The sequence below is a fragment of the Saccharopolyspora sp. CA-218241 genome, from assembly GCF_050954615.1.
GTDB lineage: Bacteria > Actinomycetota > Actinomycetes > Mycobacteriales > Pseudonocardiaceae > Saccharopolyspora > Saccharopolyspora cebuensis.
In genome coordinates, this window is the sequence record NZ_CP191860.1 from 4,363,984 (window position 1) to 4,381,857 (window position 17,874).

The 17,874-nt window shown below is 73.2% G+C and carries 17 protein-coding genes and 2 pseudogenes; 6 read left to right on the plus strand and 13 right to left on the minus strand.

Annotated features, from left to right (window positions below):
- Window positions 1-29 precede the first annotated feature (29 nt).
- Complete coding sequence (locus tag ACQP0T_RS20770; RefSeq protein WP_345355011.1) at window positions 30-641, plus strand: TetR family transcriptional regulator; 612 nt, start codon at window positions 30-32, stop codon at window positions 639-641.
- Here the strand turns inward: ACQP0T_RS20770 and hisI are convergent, their stop codons facing one another.
- From hisI to ACQP0T_RS20800, 6 genes and pseudogenes are all read right to left on the minus strand, one after another.
- Window positions 642-992, minus strand: a complete 351-nt coding sequence (gene hisI / locus ACQP0T_RS20775; protein WP_345355014.1) for a phosphoribosyl-AMP cyclohydrolase — start codon at window positions 990-992, stop codon at window positions 642-644.
- On the minus strand, window positions 989-1,762 hold the full coding sequence (gene hisF, locus ACQP0T_RS20780; protein ID WP_433869580.1) for an imidazole glycerol phosphate synthase subunit HisF: 774 nt from the start codon (window positions 1,760-1,762) through the stop codon (window positions 989-991). Before hisF ends, hisI begins: the two co-directional genes overlap by 4 nt.
- Before the next feature lie 316 nt (window positions 1,763-2,078).
- A pseudogene (priA, locus tag ACQP0T_RS20785) lies at window positions 2,079-2,809 on the minus strand (bifunctional 1-(5-phosphoribosyl)-5-((5-phosphoribosylamino)methylideneamino)imidazole-4-carboxamide isomerase/phosphoribosylanthranilate isomerase PriA).
- Between the two features lie 214 nt (window positions 2,810-3,023).
- Complete coding sequence (hisH, locus tag ACQP0T_RS20790) at window positions 3,024-3,653, minus strand: imidazole glycerol phosphate synthase subunit HisH (RefSeq protein WP_433869581.1); 630 nt, start codon at window positions 3,651-3,653, stop codon at window positions 3,024-3,026.
- A 60-nt stretch (window positions 3,654-3,713) separates the two neighbouring features.
- Window positions 3,714-4,610: a transketolase family protein gene (locus ACQP0T_RS20795; protein WP_433869582.1), complete on the minus strand. Its 897-nt coding sequence runs from the start codon at window positions 4,608-4,610 to the stop codon at window positions 3,714-3,716.
- Window positions 4,607-5,305: a thiamine pyrophosphate-dependent enzyme gene (locus ACQP0T_RS20800; RefSeq protein WP_433869583.1), complete on the minus strand. Its 699-nt coding sequence runs from the start codon at window positions 5,303-5,305 to the stop codon at window positions 4,607-4,609. Before ACQP0T_RS20800 ends, ACQP0T_RS20795 begins: the two co-directional genes overlap by 4 nt.
- A gap of 55 nt (window positions 5,306-5,360) precedes the next feature.
- On the opposite strand from ACQP0T_RS20800, the gene soxR reads away from it, so the two are divergent.
- Complete coding sequence (gene soxR / locus ACQP0T_RS20805; RefSeq protein ID WP_345355032.1) at window positions 5,361-5,825, plus strand: redox-sensitive transcriptional activator SoxR; 465 nt, start codon at window positions 5,361-5,363, stop codon at window positions 5,823-5,825.
- A gap of 255 nt (window positions 5,826-6,080) precedes the next feature.
- Here the strand turns inward: soxR and ACQP0T_RS20810 are convergent, their stop codons facing one another.
- Together ACQP0T_RS20810 and ACQP0T_RS20815 are read right to left on the minus strand one after the other, a co-directional pair.
- Window positions 6,081-6,761 (minus strand): response regulator, encoded by a 681-nt coding sequence (locus ACQP0T_RS20810; RefSeq protein WP_433869584.1) that lies wholly within the window; start codon window positions 6,759-6,761, stop codon window positions 6,081-6,083.
- Window positions 6,758-8,368 (minus strand): sensor histidine kinase, encoded by a 1,611-nt coding sequence (locus ACQP0T_RS20815; protein WP_433869585.1) that lies wholly within the window; start codon window positions 8,366-8,368, stop codon window positions 6,758-6,760. Before ACQP0T_RS20815 ends, ACQP0T_RS20810 begins: the two co-directional genes overlap by 4 nt.
- Before the next feature lie 145 nt (window positions 8,369-8,513).
- Between ACQP0T_RS20815 and ACQP0T_RS20820 the strand changes: the two genes are divergently transcribed.
- Window positions 8,514-9,938, plus strand: coding sequence for a cation:dicarboxylate symporter family transporter (locus ACQP0T_RS20820; RefSeq protein ID WP_433869586.1), 1,425 nt, complete (start codon window positions 8,514-8,516; stop codon window positions 9,936-9,938).
- 377 nt (window positions 9,939-10,315) lie between these two features.
- Here the strand turns inward: ACQP0T_RS20820 and ACQP0T_RS20825 are convergent, their stop codons facing one another.
- The 4 genes and pseudogenes from ACQP0T_RS20825 to hisD form a co-directional block, all read right to left on the minus strand.
- Window positions 10,316-10,474 carry a hypothetical protein gene (locus ACQP0T_RS20825; RefSeq protein WP_345355044.1) on the minus strand — a complete coding sequence of 53 codons (159 nt, stop codon included), beginning with the start codon at window positions 10,472-10,474 and terminating at the stop codon, window positions 10,316-10,318.
- A 56-nt stretch (window positions 10,475-10,530) separates the two neighbouring features.
- Entirely contained in the window at window positions 10,531-11,154 is a 624-nt protein-coding gene (gene hisB / locus ACQP0T_RS20830) for an imidazoleglycerol-phosphate dehydratase HisB (RefSeq protein WP_433869587.1), read from the minus strand.
- A pseudogene (locus ACQP0T_RS20835) lies at window positions 11,151-12,289 on the minus strand (histidinol-phosphate transaminase). Before ACQP0T_RS20835 ends, hisB begins: the two are co-directional and overlap by 4 nt.
- Before the next feature lie 32 nt (window positions 12,290-12,321).
- A complete protein-coding gene (gene hisD, locus ACQP0T_RS20840) occupies window positions 12,322-13,638 on the minus strand; it encodes a histidinol dehydrogenase (RefSeq protein ID WP_433869588.1) in 1,317 nt (438 codons plus the stop codon).
- Window positions 13,639-13,809: 171 nt separating this feature from the next.
- On the opposite strand from hisD, the gene ACQP0T_RS20845 reads away from it, so the two are divergent.
- The 3 genes from ACQP0T_RS20845 to ACQP0T_RS20855 all read left to right on the plus strand — a co-directional run bounded on the left by ACQP0T_RS20845 (window position 13,810) and on the right by ACQP0T_RS20855 (window position 17,432).
- Window positions 13,810-15,066: a M14 family zinc carboxypeptidase gene (locus tag ACQP0T_RS20845; RefSeq protein ID WP_433869589.1), complete on the plus strand. Its 1,257-nt coding sequence runs from the start codon at window positions 13,810-13,812 to the stop codon at window positions 15,064-15,066.
- Window positions 15,067-15,390: 324 nt separating this feature from the next.
- Entirely contained in the window at window positions 15,391-16,086 is a 696-nt protein-coding gene (locus ACQP0T_RS20850; RefSeq protein WP_433869590.1) for a YqeB family protein, read from the plus strand.
- Window positions 16,087-16,148: 62 nt separating this feature from the next.
- A complete protein-coding gene (locus tag ACQP0T_RS20855; protein WP_433869591.1) occupies window positions 16,149-17,432 on the plus strand; it encodes a hemolysin family protein in 1,284 nt (427 codons plus the stop codon).
- Between the two features lie 269 nt (window positions 17,433-17,701).
- On the opposite strand, the gene ACQP0T_RS20860 is transcribed toward ACQP0T_RS20855, so the two are convergent.
- Window positions 17,702-17,860, minus strand: coding sequence for a hypothetical protein (locus ACQP0T_RS20860; protein ID WP_345355065.1), 159 nt, complete (start codon window positions 17,858-17,860; stop codon window positions 17,702-17,704).
- Window positions 17,861-17,874: the final 14 nt, after the last annotated feature.

The following is a 17,874-nucleotide window of genomic DNA, read 5'->3' on the forward strand; positions in this document are numbered from 1 at the left end:
TCCCGCCCGCCACCGGCGAGGATGGACCGGTGAGCAACGGCACGCCCAAGCGGCGCGGACGGCGCCGCGGCGGGGAGGACACCCGATCCGCGCTGCTGACCGCGGCGCGCGCGGAGTTCGCCGAGCAGGGCTACGACGGCGCCACGGTGCGCGCCCTCGCGGCCCGCGCCGGGGTGGACCCGGCGATGGTCAACCACTGGTTCGGCGGCAAGGAGGGCCTGTTCGCCGCCGCCATCGCGCTGCCCTTCGATCCGGCGGTGGTGATCCCGGCGCTGCTGGAGGGCGACCCGGAGCGGCTCGGCGAGCGGATGGTGCGGCGGTTCCTGGCGGTGTGGGACGACGCGGGCGGCGGCGAGTTCGTGGCGCTGGTGCGCAGCATCGCCACCCACGAGACCGCGGTCACCATGCTCAAGGAGCTGATCAGCACGGCGGTGTTCGCCAGGGTGACCGAGGCGCTGGGGTCCGACCGGCCGGCGCTGCGGGCCTCGCTGTGCGGCACCCAGATCGTGGGCCTGGGATTGGTCCGCTACGTCGTCCGGCTGGAGCCGCTGGCCTCGGCCGAGCACGACGTGGTGGTCGCGGCGATCGCCCCGAACCTGCAGCGCTACCTCACCGGGGACCTGAGCGACGTGCCGGGCTGATCAGCCCTCCGGCGCGAGCAGCACGTCGGCGTCGAAGCAGGTGTGGTCGCCGGTGTGGCAGGCGGCGCCCTCCTGGTCGACGATGAGCAGCACGGTGTCGCCGTCGCAGTCCAGCCGCACCTCGTGCACGTGCTGGACGTGCCCGGAGGTGGCGCCCTTCACCCAGTGCTCGCCGCGGCTGCGGGAGTAGTAGGTGCCGCGCCGGGTGGTCAGCGTCCGGTGCAGCGCCTCGTCGTCCATCCACGCCAGCATCAGCACCTGCCCGGTGCCGCGTTCCTGCGCCACCGCGGGGAACAGCCCGTCGGCACCGCGCTTGAGCCGTCCGGCGACGGCCGGGTCGAGTTCGCTCACCGGACCGTGATCCCTTCCGCGCGCAGGGCCTCCTTGACCTCGCCGAGGCGCAACTGGCCGAAGTGGAAGACGCTGGCGGCCAGCACCGCGTCGGCCCCGGCGCGGACCGCGGGGGCGAAGTGCTCGACGGCGCCGGCACCGCCGCTGGCGATCAGCGGCACCTCGACCACCTCGCGCACCGCGCGGATCATCTCCAGGTCGAACCCGGCCTTGGTGCCGTCGGCGTCCATCGAGTTGAGCAGGATCTCGCCGGAGCCGAGCTCCTGGCCGCGGGCGGCCCACTCCACCGCGCAGATGCCGGTGCCGCGACGGCCGCCGTGCGTGGTGACCTCGAAGCCCGACGGCGTCGGCTCGCCGCCCTCCGGCACCCGGCGGGCGTCCACCGACAGCACCACGCACTGCGCGCCGAAGCGCCGCGCGGACTCCCGCAACAGCTCCGGGCGGGCGATGGCGGCGGTGTTCAGGCTCACCTTGTCGGCCCCGGCGCGCAGCAGGCGGTCGATGTCGTCCGGGCTGCGCACGCCGCCGCCCACGGTGAGCGGGATGAACACCTGCTCGGCGGTGCGGCGGACCACGTCGTAGGTCGTCTCGCGCTCCCCGGAGGAGGCGGTGACGTCGAGGAAGGTCAGCTCGTCGGCGCTCTCGGCGTCGTAGGCCCGGGCCAGCTCGACGGGATCGCCCGCGTCCCGCAGGTCGGTGAAGTTGACGCCCTTGACGACCCGACCCTGATCGACGTCAAGGCAGGGGATCACACGCACCGCGACGGCCATGCCTCCAGCGTAGACACCCCCGGTCACCCAGCACCCCAGCACCCGTTCGGGATGTGAGTGAGGGGCACCTTTAGAACCGCTTTCGCCGATGATGATCTGCGTGGCGGTGCGGGTGGCGGCTTCTCAGCGGCCTGCTCGCTCCGGGAGCCGTTCCTGATGTACCCACGACGTACACGGCGTCACGGCTGTCCTCGCGAGAAGACCGCTGAGAAGCCGCCGCGGTGCAAGTTGCGTGCCGCACCGCATGCGGCTCCGCCGCATTCTCAAAGAACCCCTTGCTCGGGCAAGGGTGTCCCTCACCCAGTTCACATCGGGGTCAGCGGACGGCGGCGAGGGCTTCTTCCAGGGTGAAGTTGCCCGCGTAGAGCGCCTTGCCGACGATCGAGCCCTCCACGCCCTCGGGGCCAGCCGGGACAGCGCGACGAGATCGTCCACGCTGGACACGCCGCCGGAGGCGATCACCGGGGCGTCGGTGCGGGCGCAGACCGCGCGCAGCAGCTCCACGTTCGGCCCGCGCAGGGTGCCGTCCTTGCTGACGTCGGTGACGACGTAGCGGCGGCAGCCCGCGGCGTCGAGCCGGGCCAGCACCTCCCACAGGTCGCCGCCGTCCTTGGTCCAGCCGCGCGCGGCGAGCCGGTGGCCCTGCTCGGTGATGCGCACGTCGAGCCCTACCGCGACCCGGTCGCCGTAGGCCGCGACGACCCGGTCGGTCCACTCCGGGTCCTCCAGCGCGGCGGTGCCCAGGTTCACCCGGCGGCAGCCGGTGGCCAGCGCCGCCTCCAGCGAGGCGTCGTCCCGGATGCCGCCGGAGAGCTCCACGTCCACGTCGAGCTTCCCGGTCACCTCGGCCAGCAGCTCCCGGTTGGAGCCGCGGCCGAAGGCCGCGTCCAGGTCGACCAGGTGGATCCACTCCGCGCCGGCGCGCTGCCAGGCCAGGGCCGCCTCCAGCGGCTCGCCGTAGGAGGTCTCGGTACCGGCCGCGCCCTGCACCAGGCGCACGGCCTGGCCGTCGGCGACGTCAACAGCGGGGAGGAGGGTGAAAGTCACCCCCCAACCCTACGAAACCGGCGTCCTCCCCGGTCGTGGGGCCTGGGAGTTCGCCCGAACCGGGGCTGCCGCCGCCAGCGGTGGCCCGGTGGCCGAGCAGCCCGCACCCCCGCGGTTCTCCGCGGTCCGCGCGCGAGGACGACCTGGTGCCGGGAGGGGCGCGTCGCGAGGTGGCCGCTGAGGTCGCCACGCACGGCGACCGCTCAGCGGGTGCTCACAGCGAGCGCAGCCAGTTGGCCAGCAGCGCGGCCCCGGCCGCACCGGACTTCTCCGGGTGGAACTGGGTGGCCATCAGCGCCCCGTTCTCCACCGCGGCGACGAACGGCTCGCCGTGCTCGGCCCAGGTCACCCGGGGCGGCGCGAGCGGCTCCGCGGGCGCCAGCTCCCACCGGCGGACCCCGTAGGAGTGCACGAAGTAGAACCGGGTCCCCGGGTCCATCCCGGCGAACAGCACGCTGTCGGCGGGGGCCCGGACCTCGTTCCAACCCATGTGCGGCAGCACGTCGGCGCGCAGCCGCTCGACGGTGCCCGGCCACTGCCCGCACCCGTCAGCCGCCTGGTCGTGCTCGACGCCCCGGTCGAACAGCACCTGCATCCCGACGCAGATGCCCAGCACCGGGCGGTCCCCGGCCAGCCGCTTGTCGATGATCCGGTCACCGCCGACCGCCAGCAGGCCCTCCATGCACGCGGCGAAGGCACCGACCCCCGGGACCACCAGGCCGTCGGCCTCGGTGGCGGCACGATGGTCCGCGGTCACCTCCACGTCGGCCCCGGCGCGTTCCAGCGCGCGCTCGGCGGAGCGGAGGTTGCCTGATCCGTAGTCCAAGATGACGACTCGTGCCACGGCTCCAGGTTACCGCCGGACGCCGGTGCCCCCGCCCATGCGTCGCACCACACCCCCGCCTCACCCGCCGAGGAAGGCACCGATGGTGCCCGCCAGGGCGGCCGGACCGAGGCCGTGCGCCGCTTCGTGCTCGTCGGAGGTGCCGTAGGCGCGCAGCTCCCGGTCGCGCCGCACGCCCAGCGCCCGGATCCGGTGCGGCAGGTCCGCCAGCGCCTCGCCGACCTGCGCGGACGAGGTGCCGCTGAGGTAGGGCTCGACGAGCACCACCTCCGGCGCCGCGTCGTGCACCGCGGCCCGCAGCCCGGCGCCGTCGAACGGCCGGATCGTGGGGGTGTAGAGCACGGTGACGTCCAGCAGCGCCGTCGCGGCCAGCACCGGCCGCAGCATCGGCCCCACGGCGAGCACCACGCCCCGACCGCCCCGGCGGACCCGCTGCCAGCCCGGCCCGACGCCCAGCGCGGCGTCGTTCACCCGGTCCGACAACCGCAGGTACACCAGGTCGTCGCCGCGCAGGGCCGAGCGCAGCAGCGGCGGCACCTCGTCGGGATGGCCCGGCACGTGCACGGTCCAGCCGGGCAGCGTGTCCAGCAGCGCGACGTCGCCCGGGCCCATGTGGGTGCGGCCGGCCGACGGGTAGTCGTAGGACGCGCCGGTCCCGACCAGCACGGCCCCGACGCCCTGGTGGTTGAGGTCGAGCTTGAGCTGCTCGAACGGCCGTTCCACCAGGAACGGGACGATGGTGTGCACGATCGGGCGCATCCCGGTCAGCGCCAGGCCGCCGGCCACGCCGATCATCGCCTGCTCCCGGATGCCGACGTTGAGCACCCGGTGCGGGTGCCGGACGGCGGCTCCGGTGAACCGGTCGGCGGAGATGTCGGCCAGCACCACTGCCAGCCGCTCGTCCTCGTCCAGCGCGGCGCTGGTGATCTCGGTGAAGGTCTCGCGCATGGTGATCATCGGTCGTCCTCCTCGGATTCGACCTCGGCCACGACCGCGAGCGGTCGGCCGGGGTGCTCGGCCAGCAGCGCGGTGGCCAGGGCGTCGTGGTCGCGGCCGTCGACGGTGGCGGTGGCCCACCCCTCGCGAGCGAAGCGCTCGGCGAGGCCGCCGGGCCAGCCGTGGCTGGCGGAGCGGTTGTCCACCGCGACGGTGGTGAGCCGCTCCAGCCCGAAGCGCCCGGCCACCGCGATGGCCTCGTGGTTGCTGCCCTCGTCGAGCTCGGCGTCGCCGACCAGCACCACCACCCGGGGCCGGTGCCTGCCCCGGGCGCGGAGCCCGAGGGCGGTGCCGACGGCCAGCGGCAGTCCGTGGCCGAGCGAGCCGCTGCCGATCTCCACCCCGGGCACCAGCACCCGGTCCGGGTGGAAGCCCAGCGGGGAGTCGAACCCGCCCCAGCGGCCGAGGATCTCCGGCGGCACGAAGCCCTTCTCGGCCAGCACCGCGTAGTAGGCCATCGGCCCGTGGCCCTTGGAGAGCAGGAAGCGGTCGCGGTCCGGGTCGTCCACCCGGTCCGGGGCGACGTCGAGGACCCGGTCGTAGAGCACCCAGAGCACGTCCAACGTGGACGTCGCCGCGGCGGAGTGCTTCTCGTCGCCGGTCATGGCGCTCAGCAGCGGGCCGAGCGCGGCGTATCCGGTGGTCGAAGTGGTCATGGCCCCAGGCTGATACTTCGAGCTAACTCGAAGTCAAGGCTGCTACGCTGACCGGGTGTCGACGCGATCGGGACTGCTGACCATCGGAGAGGTCGCCCACCGCAGCGGCGTGGCCCAGACCGCACTGCGGTTCTACGAGCAACGCGGGCTGATCTCGACCACCCGCACCACCGGGAACCAGCGCCGCTACCAGCGGCACGTGCTGCGGCGGCTGGCCTTCATCCGGTCCGCGCAACGCGTCGGGCTGAGCCTGGAGCAGATCACCGAGGCGCTGGCCACGCTGCCCGCCGACCACGCGCCGACCAAGGCGGACTGGGCGCGGCTCTCCCGGCGCTGGCGCGACGAGCTCGACGCCCGCATCGACGGCCTGCAACGGCTCCGCGACCACCTCACCGACTGCATCGGCTGCGGCTGCCTCTCGCTGCGCTCCTGCGCCCTGCAGAACCCGGACGACCGCTGGGCCGAACGCGGCCCGGGCGCCCCGCTCCTACGCCCCGCAGCCGACTCCCGGCAGACGTAGCGAGAACGAGCGAGCGCCGCAAACCCACGCAACCACGGTCAGGCAAGCGGCGAATGCCGCTTCCGCACTACCCCACCCTCGCAACTCGCACCGCGGCGGGTTCTCAGCGGCCTTCTCGCGAGGACGCCCTGACGCTGTGTACGTGCTTGGTACATGAGGAAGGGCGCCCGGAGCGAGAAGACCGCTGAGGTTCCGCCACCCGCACCGCCACGCAACCGGACCACGGCACAACCCAGACGTGAAGGCCGCCGACAACTACTCCTCACCAGACCACCGGTAGGCCATCTCCGGCCTTCCTGGCCCCCCGTACTGCGGCCGCCTCTCGGCCACCCCGGTGTCCACCAGGTACTCCAGGTAGCGGCGGGCGGTGACCCGGGAGACCCCCGCGGTGGTGCCGACCGCCCCGGCGGCCGCGCCCTCCGGTTCCGCGCGGAGTGCGGCGACGACGGCGGCCAGCGTCTCCTCGCTCATCCCCTTGGGCAGCGAGCTGCGGTCGATCTCGCGCAGCGCGGCGAAGGCGCGGTCGATCTCGCCCTGCCCGCTGGCGTCCCGGTCGTGCTCGAAGCTGGCCCGGAACCGCGCGTAGTGCTCCAGCTTGTCCCGCATGGCGGCGAAGGTGAACGGCTTGAGCAGGTACTGGACCACCCCGCTGGACACCGCGGCCCGGACGACCTTGAGGTCCCGCGCGGAGGTCACCGCGATCACGTCGGCGTCGCTGCCCGCGGTGCGCAGCGCCCGCGCGACCTGCAACCCGTCCATGTCGGGCAGCCGCAGGTCCAGCAGCACCAGGTCGACGGGGGTCCGCTCGACGAAGCGCAGCGCGCCCTGCCCGGTGCGCACCCGCCCGGCCACGGCGAACCCGCTGACCCGCGCGACGTAGGTGGCGTGCGCCTCGCCGGCCACCGGGTCGTCCTCCACCACCAGCACCGAGATCACCGGGCCACCTCCGCGGCGGGCAGCCGCACCTCGAACACCGCGCCGTCGTCGGCGCGCACCTCGATCGTGCCGCCGTGCCGCCGGACCCGCTGCCCGACCAGCGCGAGCCCCAGCCCGCGCCCGGCCCGCTTGGTCGACCAGCCGCGGTGGAAGATCCGCCGCACCACCTCGGCGTCCACCCCGGGCCCGTTGTCGGCGACCCGGAGCAGCAGGCCGTCGGGGCCGCCGCGCAGCGTCACCTCGACCCGCGGGTCGGGCACGTCGAGCACCGCCTCCACCGCGTTGTCCACCAGGTTGCCGACGATGGTCACCAGGTCGCGGGGGTCGATCCGGCCCGCGGAATCGATGTCGGGCTCCTCGATCCAGCTCTCCTCGGTGAGCACCACCTCGACGCCCCGCTCGGCGGCCTCGGCGGTCTTGCCCAGCAGCAGCGCCGCCAGCACCGGCTCGCCGACCGCCCCGACCAGCCGGTCGGTGAGCCGCTGGGCCAGTTCCAGCTCGTCGGTGGCGAAGGCGACCGCCTCCTCGGTGCGGCCCAGTTCGATCAGCGACACGACCGTGTGCAGCCGGTTGGCCGATTCGTGCGCCTGGGCGTGCAGCGCCTCGGCGAACCCGCGCAGCGAGTCCAGCTCGCCGGACAGCGCTTGCAGGTCGGTGTGGTCGCGCAGCGTGACCACCGTGCCGAGGTCCCGCCCACCGCTGCGCACCGGGGAGACGTTGACCACCAGCACCCGGTCGTCGGTGAGGTGGACCTCGTCGCGGATCCGGCCGCCGCCCCGCAGCGCCTCGGCGAGCTCGTCGGGCAGCCCGAGGTCGTCGACCTGCCTGCCCTCCGCGTCGGGCACCGGCAGCAGCGCGGCGGCGCCGTCGTTGCACAGCACCACGCGGCCCGCCGGGGAGATCAGCAGCAGCCCTTCGCGGACCGCGTGCAGGATCGCCTCGTGGTAGCCGTACATCCGGTTCAGCTCGGCCGGGCGCAGGTCGTGGGTGTGCCGCCGCAGCCGGGCGCCGACCAGCCGGGTGAGCACCCCGCCGAGGGCCAGCGCGGCGACGGCCACCAGCACCAGCGCGGTGACCTGCCCGCGCAGCTCGGCGCTGAGCACGTGGACCCCGATGCCGACCGCGACCAGCCCGGTCACCCGGCCGGTGTCGCCGCGCACCGGCACCACGGCGCGCACCGACGGCCCGAGGGTGCCCGGGTAGGTCTCGACGATCACGCCGCCCGCCGCGGCGCGCTCGGTGTGCCCGAGGAACCGGTGCCCGAGCCGGGCCGGGTTCGGGTGGCTGTACCGGATCCCGTCCGGGGACATGATCGTGATGAATTCGACGCCGGTGTCCCGCCGCACCCGTTCGGCCATCGGTTGCAGCGTCGCGCTCGGGTCGGGGCCGCTGATCGCCGCGCGCACCCCCGGCTGGGCGGCCAGCGCGCGGGCCACCAGGAGCACCTGCTCCTGAGCGCTCTGCTGCGTCCGGCGCTGGGCGTCGAACCAGGCCAGACCGGTCCCGGCGAGCACCACGACCGCGACCACGACGACCTGAAGGACGAAGAGCTGGCGGGCCAGGCTCCAGCCCGCGACTCCGCGCCCGGTTCGGCCGGAAGTGGACATGACGCACCCGTGAGATGAACGTGAACAGAATGTACAAAAGCGTGACGCCGACGATACTCGGCGCCGATAGTCACTCTCCGGCACCCGCCGTGACCTGGCACACGGCGGCCGTGCGTTCATTTCACCCGCACGAGGAGTAGTGACAGTGGCTAGCAATGACGCTGCGACACCGCGTCGTCGAGATCGGACGCATTATCTCTACATCGCGGTGATCGTCGCCGTCCTGGGCGGCATCACCGTCGGTTTCCTCGCCCCGGACTTCGGCACCGCGCTCAAGCCCCTCGGGACCGGCTTCGTCGACCTGATCAAGATGATGATCTCGCCGGTCATCTTCTGCACGATCGTGCTCGGCGTCGGCAGCGTCCGGCAGGCCGCGAAGGTCGGCAAGGTCGGCGGTCTCGCGCTGGGCTACTTCGTCGTGATGTCGATCGTCGCGCTGGTCATCGGCCTGCTCGTCGGCAACGTCCTGCACCCGGGCGAAGGGCTCCAGCTCACCGACGAGCTGCGCGGCCAGGGCGCCCAACAGGCCGGCGGCGAGGCCGAGAGCACCACCGACTTCCTGCTCGGGATCATCCCGCAGACGCTGGTGTCGTCGCTGACCGAGGGCGAGGTGCTGCAGACCCTCCTCGTCGCGCTGCTGACCGGGTTCGCGCTGCAGTCGCTGGGTGAGAAGGGCGCGCCGATCCTGCGCGGCATCGAGCACATCCAGCGCCTGGTGTTCAAGATCCTGGCGATGGTCATGTGGGTCGCCCCGGTCGGCGCGTTCGGCGCCATCGCGGCGGTGGTCGGCGCGACCGGCGTCGACGCCCTCAAGGGCCTGGCCGTGATCATGGTCGGCTTCTACATCACGTGCCTGCTGTTCGTGTTCGTGATCCTCGGCCCGCTGCTGTGGGCGGTCGCCCGGGTGAACATCTTCTCCCTGTGCCGCTACCTGGGCCGCGAGTTCCTGCTGATCGTGTCCACCTCGTCGTCGGAGGCCGCGCTGCCGCGGCTGATCGCGAAGATGGAGCACCTCGGCGTCAGCAGGCCGGTGGTGGGCATCACGGTGCCGACCGGCTACTCGTTCAACCTCGACGGCACCGCGATCTACCTGACGATGGCGTCGCTGTTCATCGCCGCCGCGATGGGCGACCCGCTGACCCTCGGCGAGCAGATCTCGCTGCTGCTGTTCATGATCATCGCGTCCAAGGGGGCGGCGGGCGTCAGCGGCGCCGGGCTGGCCACCCTGGCCGGCGGGCTCCAGTCGCACCGGCCGGACCTGGTCGACGGCGTGGGCATGATCGTCGGGATCGACCGGTTCATGTCGGAGGCCCGCGCCCTGACCAACTTCGCGGGCAACGCGGTGGCGACCGTCCTCATCGGCTCGTGGACCAAGGAGATCGACCGCGGCCAGATGCAGCAGGTCTTCGCCGGCAAGGCCCCGTTCGACGAGCAGGCCTTCGCCGACGACGGCCACGGCGGCGACGCCCAGGCCGACGACAAGCAGGCGGCCGAGACGTCCCCGGCGGAAGCCCCCGCAGCGGAGACCATCACCACCCCGGACACCAAGGCCACCGCCACCCGCGAGTGACCCGCCGAACCAGGTGAGGGGCCCCCTTGCCCAAGATAGGACCGCTTTCAGAATGATCTGCGTGGCGGTGCGGGTGGCGGAACCTCAGCGGTCCCCTCGCTGCGCCGATCGCCTCCTGATGTACCCACGACGTACCCGGCGTCGGCGCTGTCCTCGCGAGAAGACCGCTGAGAACCCGCCTCGGTGCCGGTTGCGTGCCTCACCGCATGCGGCTCCGCCGCATTCTGAAAGGACCCCATAGTGGGACAAGGGTGCCCCTCACTCACGACGCGAAAGGGTGGCACACGCACCCGGGACCGTCCATCGTGAACAGGTGAGGGGCACCTTCGTCCGACTATGCCGGATGAAGGTGCCCCTCACTCACGTCTCGAACGGGGTCAGCCCCAGATGAGCCAGCCGGTGCCGCCCGCCACGGCGAGGACGGCCGCGACTCCGAGCAGGATCGACAGGCCGCGGGCGGTCTTCCACGTCGCGTAGACGCCGCCGATGAGGAACCCGGCGAGGCCGAGCAGGATGATCGGTAGGAAGTCCCGCATGGCGCCGAGCCTACCCGGGGCGGATCTGCGTCCGGCCCGGGCGGACGGGGTTCAGCTCAGAGCGCGCCCTTGGTGGACGGGACGACGCCGGCGAACCGCGGGTCCGGTTCGACGGCGGCGCGCAGCGCCCGGGCGATGGCCTTGTACTGGGCCTCCGCGATGTGGTGCGGGTCGCGGCCGTGGATCACCCGCACGTGCAGGTTGAGGTGCGCGTGGAAGGCGATCGACTCGAACACGTGCCGGTTCAGCACGAACGGGTAGTTCCCGCCGATGGTGAAGCTGTTGTACTGCTCGGGTTCCCCGGTGAGCACGCAGTAGGACCGGCCGGAGGCGTCCACGGCGGCGTGCGCCAGGGTCTCGTCCATCGGGATCCAGGCGTCGCCGAACCGGCGGATGCCCGACTTGTCCCCGAGCGCCTCGCGCAGCGCCTGGCCGAGCACGATCGCGGTGTCCTCGACGACGTGGTGGGCATCGATGTGGACGTCACCGCTGGACTTCACGGTGAGGTCGAGGGCGCCGTGGGTGCCCAGCGCGGTGAGCATGTGGTCGTAGAACGGCACCGAGGTGTCGATGTCGACCTGGCCGCTGCCGTCGAGGTCGAGGTCCACCAGCACCGAGGATTCCCGGGTGGTGCGCTCGATCCGGGCGGTGCGGGTGCCGAGCGGGAAGGCGTGGTTCACTGCGGGCTCTCCTCGGTCTGCGCGGCGATCTCGGCCACCGCGTCCTCGGCGGCGGCCAGGAACGCGTCGTTCTCCTCCGGCGTGCCCACGGTCACCCGCAGGTGCCCGGGATGCCGACGTCGCGGATCAGCACGCCCCGGTCCAGGAACCGCCGCCAGGCGCGGTCGGCTTCGGCGAACGGTCCGAACAGGACGAAGTTGGCGTCGCTGTCCACCGGGGTGAAACCCAGGCGGCGCAACGCTTCGACGACCCGACCGCGCTCGTCGACGAGGTCCTTCACCGAGCCGAGGGTGGCGTCGGCGTGCCGCAGCGCGGCCCGCGCGGCGGCCTGCGTCGGGGCGGACAGGTGGTAGGGCAGGCGGACCAGCAGCAGCGCCTCGATCACCGCCGGGGCGGCGGCGAGGTAGCCGAGCCGACCGCCGGCGAACGCGAACGCCTTGCTCATGGTGCGGCTGACGATCAGCTTGGCCGGGTGCTCGGCGATCAGCGCGATGGCGCTGGTCCGCGAGGAGAACTCGACGTAGGCCTCGTCGACGACCACCACGCCCGGCGCGGCGTCGAGCACCGCGCGCAGGTCGTCGAGCCCGACGGACTGGCCGGTGGGGTTGTTCGGGCTGGTCACGAACACCACGTCCGGCTGCTTCTCGGCGATCGCGCGGGCCGCCGCCGGGCCGTCCAGGCTGAAGTCCGCGCGGCGCGGCGCGGGCACCCAGTCGGTGCGGGTGCCCGCGGACAGGATCGGGTGCATCGAGTACGACGGTTCGAAGCCCAGCGCGCTGCGCCCCGGTCCGCCGAAGGCCTGCAGGATCTGCTGCAGCACCTCGTTGGACCCGTTGGCCGCCCACACGTTGGCCGCCGACACGGTGACGCCGGTCGCGCCGGTGAGGTAGGCGGCCAGGTCGGCGCGCAGCTCCGCGGCGTCGCGGTCGGGGTAGCGGTGCAGCCCGGCCGCCGCCTGCCGCACCGCCTCGGTCACGTCGCGGACCAGCTCGGGCGGCGGCGGATACGGGTTCTCGTTGGTGTTGAGCCGGACCGCGACGTCGAGCTGCGGCGCCCCGTAGGGGCTGCGCCCGCGCAGGTCCGCGCGCAACGGCAGGTCGGCCAGCGTCGTCTCGCCGCCGAGCACATCGGTCATGGGAAGAGCACCTCGTTCGGTTCTGGGGCCGCTCAGCGGGGGAAGCGGGCGGTGACGGCCTGGCCGTGCGCGGGCAGGTCCTCGGCGTCGGCGAGCGCGACGACCTGGTCGGCGACCTCGCGCAGCGCCCGCTCGTCGTAGGAGATGACGTGGATGCCGCGCAGGAAGCTCTGCACGCTCAGCCCGGAGGAGTGCCGGGCGCAGCCGCCGGTGGGCAGCACGTGGTTGGAACCGGCGCAGTAGTCGCCCAGCGACACCGGCGCGTAGGGCCCGACGAAGATCGCGCCCGCGTTGCGCACCCCGGCGGCGACCGCCTCGGCGTCGGCGGTCTGGATCTCCAGGTGCTCGGCGGCGTAGGCGTCGACCACCCGGACCCCGTCGTCGATCGAGGACACCAGGATGCAGCCGGACTGGCGGCCGGACAGCGCGGTGCGGATCCGCTCCTGGTGCTTGGTGGCGGCGACCTGCCGCTCCAGCTCCGCGTCGACCGCCTCGGCCAGCTCCGGCGAGGAGGTGACCAGCACGCTGGCCGCGAGGGTGTCGTGCTCGGCCTGGCTGATCAGGTCGGCGGCCACGTGGGCGGGGTCGGCGGTGGCGTCGGCCAGCACCGCGATCTCGGTCGGCCCGGCCTCGGAGTCGATCCCGATCAGGCTGCGCAGGTGGCGCTTGGCGGCGGTGACGTAGACGTTGCCGGGGCCGGTGACCATGTCGACCGGCGCCAGCTCGGCGCCGTCGGTGTCGGCGGCGCCGTGGGCCAGCAGCGCGACGGCCTGCGCGCCGCCCACGGCCCACACCTCGTCGACGCCCAGCAGCTCGGCGGCGGCCAGGATCGTCGGGTGCGGCAGGCCACCGCACTCCGCCTGCGGCGGGCTGCACACCACCAGCGACTCCACCCCGGCGGCCTGCGCGGGGACGACGTTCATCACGACGCTGGACGGGTAGACCGCCAGCCCGCCGGGCGCGTAGAGCCCGACCCGGGCCACCGGCACCCAGCGCTCGGTGACCGTGCCGCCGGGCACCACCTGGGTGGTGGTGTCGGTGCGCCGCTGGTCGGCGTGGACCGCGCGGGCGCGCCGGATCGACTCCTCCAGCGCCGCGCGGACCTGCGGGTCCAGCCCGGCCAGGGCCTCCCGCCGGGCCTCGGCGGGCACCCGGATCCGGTCCGGCCGGACCCCGTCGAACCGCTCGGTGAACTCCAGCACACCGTCCACACCCCGGTCGCGGACCGCCTCGATCACCGGCCGCACCTGGTGCAGCACGTGCTCCACGTCCGTTTCGGCGCGCGGCAGCGTCGCGCGCAGCTCGACGGTGGACGGGACACGACCGCGCAGGTCGGTACGGGTCAGCATGGGCATCCTTCCGGCACCGGGGTTGACTCCTACCAGGGTAGTCGTCCGCCGCCGGGTGCCGACGCCGAACCTCGGCGGGCGCGGAGCAATCCTCGCCACGCGCTTGCCCGCCGCTCCTCCGCACCGCACGCTTCCCACCGCGGGGGGTCACCCGAGCGAGCGGAGACGGCGATGAGGACGAGTTCTCGGCGCACGGCGGTGGCGGTGGCCGCCGCGTGCCTGACCCTGGCGGCCCACGCGGGCGTGACGGCCGCCGCGGCACCGGCCGGCGGGACCGGCGACACCCGGGCGATCTACGCGGTGCCCGGCACCGACGTCCAGGAGCGCACCGCGATCAACCGCACCGGGGCCCTGGTGCTCTCGGTGTCCGGCGGCGAGGCGGTGGTCGAGGCCACACCGGAGCAGGCGGAGCGGATGCGCGCCGCCGGGCTGGCACCGCAGCGGCGCACCTCGGTGGCCGCCGAGCTGGCCCGCCGGGGCCAGGGCGCGCCCGGCGACTTCCCGCCGGAGGACCGCGGCTACCACAACTACGACGAGGTGGTGGCCGAGCTCGGCGCCGCGGTCGCCGACCACCCGGACATCGCGACCCTGACCAGCGCGGGCACCTCGCACGAGGGCCGCGACATCCCCGTGCTCAAGATCAGCGACAACGCCGGGCAGGACGAGGCCGAGCCGGAGGTGCTGTTCGACTGCAACCAGCACGCGCGCGAGCACCTGACCACCGAGATGTGCCTGCGGATCGTGGAGCGGTTCACCGACGGGTACGCCACGGACCCGGCGATCGCCGAGATGGTCGACAGCCGCGAGCTGTGGGTGATCCCGGTGGTCAACCCGGACGGGTCCATCCACGACGTCGCCTCCGGGCAGTACCTGGGCTGGCGCAAGAACCGGCAGGGGCCCGGCACCGACCTCAACCGCAACTGGGGCCACAAGTGGGGCTGCTGCGGCGGCTCCAGCGGCGATCCGAACGCGGAGACCTACCGGGGGACCGAGGCGTGGTCGGCCCCGGAGACCGCCGCGCTGCGCGACTTCATCGACTCCCGGGTGGTCGGCGGCGAGCAGCAGATCGAGGCCGCGATCGACTTCCACACCTACTCGGAGCTGGTGCTCTGGCCGTTCGGGTACACCACCGACCAGGTCACCGAGGGCATGACCCAGGAGCAGTACGACCGGTTCGAACGGGTCGGCACCGAGATGGCCCGCACCAACGGCTACACCCCGCAGCAGGCCAGCGGGCTCTACATCACCGACGGCGGCAGCCTGGACTGGATGTGGGCCGAGCACGGCATCCTGGCCTTCACCTTCGAGATGTACCCGGCCGAGGGCGGCGGCCTGGAGGGCTTCTACCCGCCGGACGAGGTCATCGCAGAAGAGACCGCCCGGAATGACGAGGCAGTAGACGTCCTCATCCGGGAGGCCGGGGTCTGATTTCCGGTGTGGTGGTCTTTTTGCTTGGCGGTGCGGGTGGCGGAACCTCAGCGGCCTTCTCGCTCCGGGCGCCCTTCCTCATGTACCAAACACGTACACAGCGTCAGGGCGTCCTCGCGAGAAGACCGCTGAGAACCCGCGGCGGTGCCGGTTGATCAGGTGGGGCAAAGCGGAAGCGGCTTCGCCGCTTGCCTGACGGCGGTCGGGTTTCGCGCGCGCGTGGGCTGCACTGCTCGCCTGACCAGGCTGCGCTCCGCAGCAGGACCACAGCCGTCCGGTGCACCCGGGCCGTGCCCGGGTGCACCGTGCGGCGACAATGGGGTCATGTCCGCCGAGCCCGCCACCGGAACGTCCACCGTCGCCGAACCGGCGCTGGTGCGGGTCGGCTCGTGGCTGGTCGGGCCGCTGCTGGGCGCGGCGGTGCTGTTCGTCGTGAAGCTGGTCTCGGACTGGGTGGCCGGGTTGTCCTGGGCGCCGTTCCAGGGCGTGTTCGTGCTCGTCGCCGACATCCCCGAGCCATGGGGCCTGACCGCCTCGCTGGCGGTGGGCGCGGTGATCGGCCTGGGCTTCGCCGGGCTGTGGTCCCAGGAGCGGATCAGCGCCGAAGTGGCCCAGGACCGGCTGGTGCTCGCCCGCGACCGCGCCGAGCGGACCTTCCGGCGCGGCGAGGTCGGTGCCGTGTTCGTCGAGGGCAAGGAGCTCGTGCTGCTCGACGAGTCCGGCGCCGAGCTGGTCCGGCAGCGCACCGGACTGGACCGCCGCGAGCTGGCGGCGGCGCTGCGGCGGCACGGCTTCCCGTGGCACGGCGGTGATCCGCACCGCGCCCGCTACCGGCGGTGGGAGCCCGACGAACCCGAGCTGGGGCTGCGGATCAACGCCCTGCTCGCCGAGCGGGCCCGCGCCCTGCGCCGCCGCGACCGCAAGGAGGCCGCGCGGCTGCGGGCCGAGCTGGCCGAGCGCGGCGTGGTGGTCCGCGACGAGCGCAAGCAGCAGCGGTGGCGGTGGGCCGAGCTGGGCTGATCGCGTGACCGGCCCGGCGCGACGCTCCGCCGATCACCGTCGGCGGTGGGAGAATCCGCCGGGTGGATGGCGTGTTCTGGAACCTGGCCCTGGTCCTGGTGTTCGTCCTGGTCGGCGGGTACTTCGCCGCGGCCGAGATCGCCCTGGTGTCGCTGCGCGAAGGCCAGGTGCGGCGGCTGGCGGGCAGCTCGAAGCGGGGAGGGCGGGTGGCGCGGCTGCGGGCGGATTCCAACCGGTTCCTGTCCGCGGTGCAGATCGGCGTGACCTTCGCCGGCTTCTTCGCCTCCAGCTACGGCGGCGCGACCATCGCGGTGCGCGTCGAACCGGTGCTGACCGGCTGGGGCCTACCGGTCGGGCTGGCCGCGACGGTGGCGCTGCTGCTGGTGACGCTGTTCGTCTCGTACCTGTCGCTGGTGTTCGGCGAACTGGCGCCCAAGCGGCTGGCGCTGCAGAAGTCCGAGGGTGTCGCGCTGGTCACCGCCGGGGTGCTGGACTGGCTGGCGACGCTGTTCCGCCCGCTGATCTGGCTGCTGTCCAAGTCCACCAACGCGGTGGTGCGGCTGATCGGCATGGACCCGCGGGAGAGCGGGGAGGCGGTCAGCCAGGAGGAGCTGCGCGACATGGTGCGCACCAACGAGCAGCTCACCGTGGAGGAGCGCAGGCTGCTCACCGACGCCTTCGAGGCCGGTGACCGGGTGCTCGGCGAGATCATGGTGCCGCGCACCGAGGTCGACTTCCTGGACCTGTCGATGACGCTGCCGGACGCCATCGCCGAGGTCGCCGACAAGCCGCACTCCCGTTACCCGGTGGTCCGGGACACCGCCGACGACGTGATCGGCTTCATCCACGTCCGCGACCTGCTCACCACCGGCCACGACAACCCGCGCGGCGTGCGCAAGGTGGGCGACCTGGCCCGGCCGGTGATCGCGCTGCCCGCCAGCAAACCGGTGCTGGCGGCGTTGTCCCAGATGCGACGGCGGGGCGGCCACCTGGTCGTGGTCGTCGACGAGTACGGCGGCACCGCGGGGATCGTCACCGTGGAGGACGTCGTGGAGGAGGTCGTCGGCGACATCTGGGACGAGTACGACCCCAGCGCCGCCCCGGTGCGACCGGGACCGGACGGCAGCTACGAGGTCGACGGCCTGCTGCACCGCGGCGACTTCGTCGACCAGACCGGCATCACGCTGCCGGAGGGCCCCTACGACACGGTGGCCGGGTTCGTGGTGAACGGCCTGGGCCGGGTGCCCGCGGAGGGCGAGACGCTGGAGGCGCTGGGCCACCGGTTCACGGTGCAAAGGATGGAAGGGCACAGGGTAGCCCGCCTCCAAGTCACCAAGCTTTCGTGAAGGTGCTGTGGTCCCGTTGCTTGGTGGTGCCGGTGGCGGAACCTCAGCGGCCTGCTCGCTCCGGGCGCCCTTCCTCATGTACCCACCACGTACACAGCGTCAGGGCGTCCTCGCGAGAAGACCGCTGAGAACCCGCGGCGGTGCCGGTTGCGAGGGTGGGGCAAAGCGGAAGCGGCTTCGCCGCTCGCCTGACGGTGGTCGGGCTCGGCGGTGGTTGCCGTCGGACTGCGTGGTGACGAGCGGCGGGACTGGCCCGCCGCTCCCCCGCGTCAGCCCAGTGCCAAGAACAGCGCGCCGACCACGATGCCGACCACGACCACGACGGCAGCCGTCACCAGCACCGCGCGCATCTTCGGCCGGTCCTCGCGCACCTCGTTCTGCGCGCGCTCGCGCCACTGCATGAACGTGGTGCCTTCGCCCTCGCTCATCGTCGACTCCCATG